At 72.8% G+C, this 10107-nt stretch carries 7 protein-coding genes; 5 read left to right on the forward strand and 2 right to left on the reverse strand.

All coding sequences use genetic code 11. The features are described from left to right. Nucleotides 1–55 precede the first annotated feature (55 nt). Complete coding sequence (locus tag ACWEVN_RS42675; protein ID WP_452055081.1) at nucleotides 56–955, reverse strand: SDR family NAD(P)-dependent oxidoreductase; 900 nt, start codon at nucleotides 953–955, stop codon at nucleotides 56–58. Nucleotides 956–1258: 303 nt separating this feature from the next. Here ACWEVN_RS42675 and ACWEVN_RS42680 point away from each other — a divergent pair, with 303 nt between their 5' ends. Together ACWEVN_RS42680 and ACWEVN_RS42685 are read left to right on the forward strand one after the other, a co-directional pair. Beyond that, nucleotides 1259–2506, forward strand: coding sequence for an MFS transporter (locus ACWEVN_RS42680; RefSeq protein WP_449688077.1), 1248 nt, complete (start codon nucleotides 1259–1261; stop codon nucleotides 2504–2506). Between the two features lie 285 nt (nucleotides 2507–2791). Then, nucleotides 2792–4207: a diguanylate cyclase gene (locus ACWEVN_RS42685; protein ID WP_449688078.1), complete on the forward strand. Its 1416-nt coding sequence runs from the start codon at nucleotides 2792–2794 to the stop codon at nucleotides 4205–4207. Here the strand turns inward: ACWEVN_RS42685 and ACWEVN_RS42690 are convergent. Beyond that, nucleotides 4185–5240: a hypothetical protein gene (locus tag ACWEVN_RS42690; protein WP_452055082.1), complete on the reverse strand. Its 1056-nt coding sequence runs from the start codon at nucleotides 5238–5240 to the stop codon at nucleotides 4185–4187. The genes ACWEVN_RS42685 and ACWEVN_RS42690 overlap by 23 nt on opposite strands. 164 nt (nucleotides 5241–5404) lie before the next feature. On the opposite strand from ACWEVN_RS42690, the gene ACWEVN_RS42695 reads away from it, so the two are divergent. The 3 genes from ACWEVN_RS42695 (at nucleotide 5405) to ACWEVN_RS42705 (ending at nucleotide 10051) form a co-directional block, all read left to right on the forward strand. After that, complete coding sequence (locus ACWEVN_RS42695) at nucleotides 5405–7558, forward strand: phospholipase A2 (protein WP_452055083.1); 2154 nt, start codon at nucleotides 5405–5407, stop codon at nucleotides 7556–7558. 145 nt (nucleotides 7559–7703) lie between these two features. After that, nucleotides 7704–9401: an LCP family protein gene (locus ACWEVN_RS42700; RefSeq protein ID WP_452055084.1), complete on the forward strand. Its 1698-nt coding sequence runs from the start codon at nucleotides 7704–7706 to the stop codon at nucleotides 9399–9401. Between the two features lie 179 nt (nucleotides 9402–9580). Further along, a complete protein-coding gene (locus ACWEVN_RS42705) occupies nucleotides 9581–10051 on the forward strand; it encodes a helix-turn-helix domain-containing protein (protein WP_449688082.1) in 471 nt (156 codons plus the stop codon). Nucleotides 10052–10107 lie beyond the last annotated feature (56 nt).

Genomic DNA, 10107 nt, shown 5'->3' on the forward strand with positions numbered 1-10107 from the left:
CGAACGCCACATTGGGTGCGTCCAACGCACCGAACGCCACATTGGGGCGCTTGGGTCAGGCGGTGCGGGGCGAGGTCGAGTCCGTCCACTTGCGCAGCCGCGGCGGGACGCGCTTCTCCAGGCCGTAGTTCTCCAGGTGGGCGGAGAAGACCTCGTCGAACGCCTTCTGCACCGTCTCGGTGTCCCACACCGGGCGTTCGAGGATCGGCTGCTTGAGGAACGGCTGGCCCATGATGTGCAGCTGCGGGCCGTTGCACCGGATCATCTGGCCGGTGATGCCGTGCGAGCCCTCGCCGAGCAGGAACAGCACGACCGGCGCGATCCGCGACGGCGTGCGGTCCGGCGGGCAGGCGCGCAGGGAGCGTTCCGACTTCCACACCATCCGCGTGTGCGCGAGCGGGCAGACGGCGTTGACGCGGATCCCGACGTCCTCGAGGTCGAGCGCCCACGAGTAGGTCAGGGACGCGACCGCGCCCTTGCTCGCCGCGTACACGCCGAGCTTGCGCTGCCCGAGCGAAGCGCCCGAGGAGATGTTGACGATCGAGCCGCCGGTGCCCGCGTCGACCATCGCCTTGATCGCGGCCAGCCCGGTGTTCACCACGCCGAGGACGTTGACCTGCACGAGCTCGCGGGCCGCCTCGGCGTCGTCCTCCCACGGCAGGGCCTCGTAGTTCAGCCCCGCGTTGTTGACCAGCCCGTCGATCCCGCCGAACTCCTTGACGCAGAGATCGACGATCTCCTGCGCCTCACCCGCCTCGGCCACGCTGTGCCCGCTCGCGACGGCGCGGCCGCCGTGCGCGCGGATGTTCTCGGCCGTCCGCTCGGCCAGCTCGGCGTCGATGTCGTTGACCACCACCGCCCCGCCTTCGCGCGCGACGTGCACCGCGAACGCCTCGCCCAGGCCCCGGCCCGCACCGGTGACCACGACCGCCTTGCCCTGCATCAACCCGTCCATTGCTCTCCCCGATCTGCAGCGCCGGCGGCGCGCGGTCCGTCCACCCCGGCCGGCTCATGTCCAGTCTTGGCCCATTCGGTCCAACGCGGCATCGGCGCGACGACGAGCGGCCGCCGCCCTGCGCCGAGCGAGTCCGGTTCGATCAGTCCGGACGTACCCGCGGGCCGGTCACGAGGGGGTGACTGACCGGCGTTCGGGGGACGGCGGGGCGTAACCGGCGGCATACTGTGGGTGCTTTCCGGTGGTCAACCGGTGACTCCCCCGGATGGAGTCATCACCGGAGAGGCACAATGCGGACGGTCCATGTTCACTCGATCGGGGGACGGTGGTTACGAGGTGACGACACGCGCGACACCCCGGTTCCGGGCCGTCCTGGCCAACCGGGAGTTCCGCGCGCTGTGGTTCGCCGAGACGCAGTCGATGCTGGGCGACCAGCTGACCATCGTCGCGCTGGCCATCCTCACCTTCGACCGGACCGGGTCGCCGCTGCTGTCGGCCGTCGTCTACTCCCTGACGTTCCTGCCCGCGCTCGCCGGCGGGCTCGGGCTGTCCCAGCTCGCCGACCGGTTCCCCCGGCGCGCGGTGCTGGTCGCCGGCTCGTTCGCGCAGGCCGTGCTGATCGGGCTGATGGCGCTGCCCGGGATGCCGCTGGGCTGGGTGTTCGCGCTGTTCGTCCTCGCGCGGCTGGCGAACGCGCCGGGCAACGCGGCGCAGAACGCGCTCGGCCGCGAGGTCTTCGCCGACGACGACGTCTACCTGCAGAGCCAGGACCTGCGGGGGATCACGAACAACACCGCGATGCTGGCCGGACTGGCCGCCGGCGGGCTGCTGGTGACGACGATCGGGACGTCGTGGGCGCTGGCCGTCGACGCGCTGACGTTCCTGGTGGCCGCGGTCGCCGTGCGGCTGCTGGTGCTGCGCCGGCCCGCGGCGGGCAACGGCGGCGCCCCGTGGTTCGGCGCCGTCCGGCAGGTTTTCGGCGACGAACGGCTGCGGGTGCTGCTCTACCTGTCCTGGCTCGTCGGCCTGGCGGTGATCCCGGAGGGGCTCGCGGCGCCGCTCGCCGCACAGCTGGGCGCGGGCGATCAGGCGGTGGGCTGGCTGCTGGCCGCCGACCCGCTGGGCTTCGTCGCCGGCACGTTCCTGCTGTCGCGGTTCGTCACGACCGAACACCGCCGCAAGCTGCTGGGCGTGCTGGCCGCGCTGCCGCTGGCCGCGCTGGCGGCGTTCGCGCTGCGGCCGAACCTGGCCTTCGCGCTCATCCTGCTCGCGCTGGCCGGCGCGACGGGCGCGTACGTCATCACGGTGTCGGCCACGTTCATCACCTGGGTGCCGAACGACATCCGGGGCAGTGCGGGCGGCCTGTACCGGACCGGGCTGCGGGTCGCGCAGGGCGTGGGTGTCGGCCTGGGCGGGCTGGTCGCGCAGGCGCTGGGATCCGCGCACACGACCATCGCGCTGGCGGGCGCGGTGGGTCTGCTGCTGGCCGTGCCGGTGGCGTTCGCCTGGCGCCGGGTGGGCGGGGCGGAACCGCGGCACTGGCCATCGTGATCGCCAGGTGCCACCTCCGGGGTACGGCCAAGATCATGAATGGCATTCGCGGACGTCACGGGTGACAATTCGAGGGTGGTTCAGAAGTCGCGGTTGCTCATGGGGGCCACCTCCATGCGGGGAGAGTCTCGCAGAACCTTTTGCGCCGCGTTCCCGGCAGTTACTCCGGGGCCTTGGCCGATCCGTTGCTGTGGGATGGTACCCGGCCACGGAATGCGTGAACACTCTGCCAGGTACCGATGAGATTACTCAAGGCCGGGACTAGGCTGGAAAGGAGGTGACCAATTGCATCCAGGACCGGACGGCGGCCCGGGCGCGCCGGGTGAACCGGGCGGCTCGGCCGCGGAGCGGGCGGAAAGCGCCGCGGAACCGGGCGTGACCACAGGTACGCCCGCGACCACGACCAGTGGTGTCCGGGTCCGGCACGCGTACTGGCCGGGCAACTGGGCGCTCTGGCGCCGCCGCCCGGTGCAGGTCGCGTTCATGCTGACGGCCGAAGCCGTCGCGGTCGCGATTCTCGCCGTCTCGTTCGCGCGCTCGCCGATTCCGTCCGGAAACGACTGGATCAATTTCGCGATTCTGGCCGCCGGCGCCACCGTCCACATTCAACTGACGCAGCGCCAAGAGGAGCGGCGGCGCGACCGGACCAAAACGGTGCTGATCGACCTCACCGCCGTGTGGACGTTTTCCGCCGCGATGATACTGCCGGTACCGCTCACCCTTTTCGTCATCGCCGTCATCCGGTTGCAGCACTGGTTCATCGCCCGGCGGCCGGCGCACAACTTCATTTTCTCGTCCATCACGCACGGCCTCGCCGGCGCGCTCGCGCACCTCACCTACACGGCGCTCGGGCCGCACTCGCTCGGCCGTCCGGGCTGGGGTGACTTCCTCCGCGAGTTCGGCACCATCGTCGTCACCGGGGCCATCTACGAAGCGATCCAGATCGCGTACGTGGGCGGGGTCCTGCTGCTCGGATCCCCCGCCGGGCGCACGGTTCGTAACGTGCTGGGCAGCCCGGCCGACAACATGCTCGAGGCGATCACCATCGGCCTCGGCGCGGTGACCGCGATCCTGCTCGCGGCCGTCCCGCCGATGGTGGCGGTGATGGCCGTGGTCACCGTGGTCTTCAATCGCCTCGCGGAACTCGACCAGCTCCAGAACGACGTCCGGACCGACCCGAAAACGGGCATTCTCAACATGCGTGGCTGGTCGGAGGCGGCGGAACGCGCTCTCGAACGGACCGCCCGATCGGGTGATCAACTGGCGCTGCTGATGGTCGATCTGGACCACTTCAAGTGGATTAACGACACCTATGGACATCCGGCGGGCGACGACGTGCTGCGCACCGTTGCGCAAACGCTCGACGAAGTGACCAGACCGAGCGACTTGGTCGGCCGTTTCGGCGGCGAGGAATTCCTCATTCTGCTGCCGGACATCGACGAAGAGGCGACCTGGGACGCCGCCGAGCGCATCCGGATCGCGATCGCCAAGCTGCACATGGTGACGACGGACAAGCGCGGCGACCCGGCGACCATCGCCGACCGCACGACGTCGATCGGCGTCGCCCGCCACCCCCGCCACGGCGACACCCTGGAGCGCCTCCTCCAATCGGCCGACGCGGCGGTCTACCTGGCGAAGGAGAACGGCCGCGACCAGGTCTGCTTCGCCCCGGACACGGTCACACCCCCAGCCGCACGGTGAGTTCGAGCTTGACGAGCACCTCGGCACAACTCCCGGCGGCGGCGGGTTCCAGCCGGAGCCGCTCCCCCCGGTAGCCGGCGGACTCGAGCCGCAGGACGGTGGCCCCGGGCGCGAGGCGGGGATGGCACCAGTGCCGGACGATCCCGCTGCCGGCGTGGTCCTTGGCCAGCAGGAGGTACTCGTACCCGAGGTCGTCGGCGACCCGGCCGAGGCCGTTCCACCAGAGGGCCCGCAGGGTGAGGCCATCGCCATCGCGCAGAAGTTCGGCCGGCGGATCGGCGTGGACATCGACCTGGAAGCCCTGCTCGGTGACGCGCACCGACCGGACGCGGAGAAAGGCACTGCCGGCGGACGGCGCACCGCCCGCACCCGCTGCCGCGCTCGGCAGGCCACCGCCACCGGCCACCGGCGAGCCGCCCGGGCCGAGCGGCGGGTCGGCGAATTCACCGCCCGCGCCGGCCTCCGGCCGCGACAGCGCACCGAGCACCCCGTGCGGCCCAGGTCCCTCCTCGGCCGGCCCGGGCAGCAGCACCTCGCGCCCGCTCGTCCGCCGCTCGGCGCGCGGCAGCAGCTCCGCCACCGCCAGCTCCGCCGCCAGCCGGCCGTCCTCTTCCTCCGGCATCTCGCGGATCCCGCGCAGCTCCCCCGCCAACATCCGGTGGCCGAACGCCTCCGCCCAGGCCAGCGCCGCCGTCCGCAGGCCCGGCTCGGTGGCCAAGCGCTCGCGCAGCCGCCGCCCCGGGCGGACCCGGCCGAACCGCGCGGCCCGGACCAGGCGGGCGGACTCCGCGACACCCGCGCCGAAGAACCCCGTCATCGCCTGATCCAGCGCCCGTAGCTGGGCGGCCAGCACCACCCGTCCCACCGGCCCGGGGTGGACCCGGCCCAGCTCCTCCGGCGCGTACGAGCGCAGCGCCTCGGCGATCACCCGCGGCTCCGGCGTGCCCGGCGTGCGCAACCGGGCGCCGGGGGCGAGGCGGCGCAGTGCGCGCACGGTGTTCTCCGCGGGCACGGCGAGCTCGGTCGAGCGCACTGCTGCCTCCTGGTCGCCGCGCCCCCTGTCCCCAGTCTCACCAGGACCTTCCCGCCGAGGAAGGGCAGAACGGGCAGCCGTCCGGGCAGCTTGCGGAAACCCGCCGGCCGATCCTGCGGTTATCCCCATGTCGGCCGCCGAGCGCGGCTGGCACCCTTGAACCCATGCCGGCCCCGACCGATCCGCCACGCACCCGCCGACCCTGGTCGACGTCGGGCTGGCTGCTGCTGGTCCTGCTGGTCGTCTTCGCCTTCGGGCTGATCGCCTCGCGCCCGCCGTCGCCGCCGGACCAGGGGCCGCCGACCGGTGACGTGCTGGCCGCGCAGAACGCCATCGAGGCGCTGGTCCACCCCGGCCCGCACCCCGACGCACTCGCCCGGCTGCCGAAGGACTTCACCGCGCTCAGCGGCGTCACCCCGGGCGCGATGCCGGCCCGCGACGGCACCGTCCGGGCCGTGCACGTCGACGGCGGCTGCTCGACGCCGTGGGGCGACGACAACACGAAGTGGGACTACGCCGTGCCGTGCAAGGCCCACGATCTCGGCTACGACCTGCTCCGCTACGCCGACCGCAAGGGCCACCCGCTCGGCCCGGAGGTCCGGGAGGCCCTGGACGACCGCCTGTCCTACGACATGCACCACGCCTGCGACCTCAACCCGATGAACTCGGCGCTCACCTGCCGGGCCGTCGCCTCCCTCTACTCGGCCGGGCTGGTCGTCAACTCGTGGCACCAGCGCTGGGGCCCGCCGGTCGGCGATCCGATCGGCCCGATGGTCGCCGGCGTGCTGGTGATCGGCTGCCTGCTGGTCTTCCGGCTGCGCGGCTGGCTGCGGGCCCGGCGCGAGCCGCGGGCGTCCGTTCCACTCGCCGATCCCGCGGAGGTCAGCCGGTGGGCGCTGCTCGGCGCCGGCGGGGTCGTCCTGCTGCTGCTCGGCGAGTCGGTGACGGCGCTCGCGCACTGGGCCGGCGCCCCCGAACCGGCGTTGTGGCCGCTGACCTGGCTCGCCCAGCTCGCCCCGCTGATCTACTTCGCCGGCGGCCACGCCAACGCGGCCGGCTGGCGCGCCGAGCAGCAGGCGGGCGGCGGCTACCGGCACTACCTGGCCGAACGCGCGAGCCCGCTGCTGCGGCCGGCGTTGATCTTCGCCGTCGTCGCGCTGCTGACACCGCTCGCGCTCGAACTGCTCGGCAGCCCGGCGGGCACCACGGCGACGGTCATGCGGATCGCGCTACACCCGCTCTGGCTGCTCGGCGTCTACCTGCTGACGATCGTCTGCGCGCCGCCGCTGCTGGCCCTGCACCGCCGGGCGCCGGTGGGCGCGGCCGTGGGCCTGCTCGCCCTGGTCGGCGCCGGTGAGCCGGCCGCGAGCTGGTCCGGTTCGCCGCTGCCGCGCTACGCGGCGACGTTCGCCATCGCCCTGCTCGCCCAGCAGCTCGCCTTCGCCCACGCCGACGGCGTCCGCCCGTCCCGGCGGCTGCTCGCCGCGGCCGCCGCCACCGGGGTCGCGGGCCTCGCCGGGATGAGCGTCCTGCAGGGCGGGCCACCTGTCCTGCTCGGCAGCCCGGGCGCGCCCGGCGCGTTCTCCGCCCCGCCGTGGGGCGTGCTCCTCCTCGGCCTGGTCCAGCTGGGCGTGCTCGGGCTGCTGGCCCGCCCGCTCGGCCGGCTCGGCCACCGGCCGGGCGTCGCCCGCGCCTGCCGGTTCGTCCTGCGTGCGCCGATGAGCCTCTACCTGGCGTTCCTCGCCGCGATGCTGCTGCTGGTCGCCGTCGTCTACCTGCCCGGCCGGATCGCCGACGGGCTCAGCTGGCTGATCCGTCCGCGCACGCTGGTCGCGGTCGGGTTGCTGGCCGTGCCCGCGACGCTGGTCTTCTGGTGGTTCGAACGGCACGGCCACGGCGTCCGGCAGCCGCGCGCGGCCGACCACCCGGGCCGCCGGACGGCGGTGCTCACCCGGGCCGCGGCCGGGCTCGGGATCGGGTACGCGACGCTGGGCGTGTTCGGCTTCGCGCTGACCCGCTTCGGCGGGGTCGCCGCCGACGCCGACCTGCTCGGCCTGCGGCTCGACCCGATCCAGAGCCTGGTGCACCTGCTGCTCGGGGTGTTCCTGCTGCACACGATCCGGATCGGCGCCGGCGCGGCCACCGGCACGTGGCTGGTCACGGCGCTCGCCTGCGCGCCGTCGCTGCTGTTCGCCGCCGACGGCAGCACCCCGGGCTTCCTCGGCGTCACGCTCCACGCCGTCACGGCCGGGTTTGCGCTGCTGGCCGCCGCGGGAACCCTGCTCCCGGCTCGACCACCGGCGAATGCGACGTCCTGACCAGGCGAAACCACCGGACATGCGGGAAACTGGGTGGTGCATGACACATTCGCGGGGGGATGTGTAACGCTACGGCAACCCGGGGCAGGCACCATGCGTCCCATCCCCTAGCACCACCCGATCGATGGAGTGAGGAGTCGCCCGCGTGGATCACCCGCCTCGGAACGGGCAAGGCGGCCGCCGCCCCGCCCGGCCCCGGCAGGACGAGCCAGGCCGGGCCGACGCACGGCGCAGCACTCCCCAGCGCCGCCCCGCACCCCGCCGCGAGCCGGCCGACTCCCGCCGCGAACCCGCGGCCTCCCGCCGGGCGGCCGCGCCGCCGTCCCGGCGGCCCGAGCCTCGCCCGGCCCCGCGCGCCCGCCGCAACTCCTTCCGCGGCGCGAAGATCGCGCTGGCCGTCGTCTCGCTGCTGGTGATGGGCCTGACCGGGTACGCCTGGGCGGCCATGCAGGGCCTGGTGAACGGGCTGAACTACACGAACGTGCTCAGCGACGGCGGCGGTGGCGACAAGCCCGCCGACGGCGCCCGCGACATCCTGCTGGTCGGCCTGGACAGCCGCACCGACGCCCAGGGCAACCCGCTGCCGCGCGAGGTGCTCGACGAGCTGCGCGCCGGCGACGCCGACGGCGAGCTCAACACCGACTCGCTGATCTTCGTGCACATCCCGAACGACGGCAGCAAGGCCGTCGCCATCTCGCTGCCGCGCGACACCTACGTCGACATCCCCGGCGGCTACGGCAAGCACAAGATCAACTCGGCGTACGCGCGGGCGATGCTGTCGGCCCGCAAGGACCTGCAGAAGCAGGGCGTCACCGACCCGAAGGAGCTCGACGTCAAGGCCAACCAGGCCGGGGCGAAGGAGCTGATCGAGACCGTCGAGAAGCTCACCGGGTCGACCATCGACAACTACGCCGCGGTGAACCTCCTCGGCTTCAGCGAGATCACCAAGGCCATCGGCGGCGTCGACGTCTGCCTGAACAACACCGTCAAGGACCAGTACTCCGGCGCGAACTTCACCAAGGGCCAGCACACGATCTCCGGCGTCGAGGCCCTCGAGTTCGTCCGGCAGCGCCACGGCCTGCCGAACGGCGACCTCGACCGCGTCGTCCGCCAGCAGGTGTTCATGGCCGGCATGGCCCGCAAGGTGCTCTCGGCCGGGACGCTGACCAACCCGGCGAAGCTGTCGGACCTGATCGACGCCATCAAGAAGTCGGTCGTGCTCAACCAGAACTGGGACATCTTCGGGTTCGCCCAGCAGATGAAGGGCCTGACCGGCGGCCAGCTCGAGTTCCGCACGATCCCGGTGAAGAACATCGACTACAAGACCCCCGAAGACGGCTCGGCCATCCAGGTCGACCCCGCCGAGGTGAAGCAGTTCGTACAGGGCCTGGCCGGGCCGCCCGCGGGCCAGGCGCCGCCCGCCCAGCAGGCCGATCCGGCCAACAAGGCGACCACGGTCGACGTCCGCAACGCCTCCGGCCGCACCGGCCTCGCCGCGAACGTCGCCAAGACGCTCGAAGGCAAGGGCTTCACCCCCGGCGAGACGGCCAACGCGACCGCCCGCAAGACCACCGTGATCTGGGTGCCGAAGGGCGGCAAGGACAAGGGCCAGGCCGTCGCGGACGCGCTGGGCGGCTCGCCGACGGTCCAGGAGGACAAGAGCGTGCCGGCCGGCCATGTGACGGTCTTCCTCGGCGCCGACTACCAGGGCTCGACCTCCGACACGAGCTCGGGCGCCGGCTCCGGTGCCGCGGGCGCAACGTCGCAGGCCGCGGCACCTCCTGCCGCCCCCACCGACGACGAGAAGCCGATCACCGCCGAGGGCGTTCCCTGCGTCAACTGACCCGCTCAGCGAGCTGGCGTTAACCCATTCGGCCTAACTCGCGCAATCGGTATCAAAGACATGCCCGAAATCGCGTAAGGGGCGGGCCTCGGCGCACTTACATACACGTGAGGGTGCACCTGCACGGGAATTATCACGCCCGTGCGGTGCCGTGGGAGCGCACGGCAGGGGACATTGATGTGCTGATCGACGCTGAGGAGTACCAGCGGATCCTCGGAGACGAGCTCCGCAAGCTCCGGCGCAGCCGGGGGTGGACGCGCAAGGAGCTGAACCAGCACCTGCAGAGCGAGATCTCGCTGCAGACGCTGGCCACCTACGAACTGGGCACCAGACAGTGCTCCGTCGTGCGCCTGGTCGAGCTGTGCGTCGCGATGGACGAACTCCCCCAGGACCTGCTGGCCAAGGTGCACCGCCGGGTGTTCCTCGACGAGCCCGGCCGGGTCCGCGTCGACCTGCGCAAGGTCGTCGCCGACGCCCCGGCCGACCTGCTGCCGCTGCGGCGCTGGGCCGAGGACCGGCTGCGGCAGGCCGGCGACCAGGGCGGCGGCGAGGTCGCCCTCGACCTGCCCGCGCTCGAGCGCATGGCCGAGCTGTGCGGCCTGCCGACCGTCGACCTGGTCGCCCGCCTGCGCCGCTACACCTCCCGCTGATCCCCTCCCGCGGCGGTCGTGAGTGGTAAGGCGGGTTAGAACCCGCTTTACCACTC

The organism is Amycolatopsis sp. NPDC003861 (assembly GCF_053605405.1).

What these genes read in the sequence shown, in the direction of transcription:
- ACWEVN_RS42675 (WP_452055081.1), bottom strand. Translation starts at nt 955, where the DNA reads ATGGACGGGTTGATGCAGGGCAAGGCGGTCGTGGTCACCGGTGCGGGC.
- ACWEVN_RS42680 (WP_449688077.1), top strand. Translation starts at nt 1,259, where the DNA reads ATGTTCACTCGATCGGGGGACGGTGGTTACGAGGTGACGACACGCGCG.
- ACWEVN_RS42695 (WP_452055083.1), top strand. Translation starts at nt 5,405, where the DNA reads ATGCCGGCCCCGACCGATCCGCCACGCACCCGCCGACCCTGGTCGACG.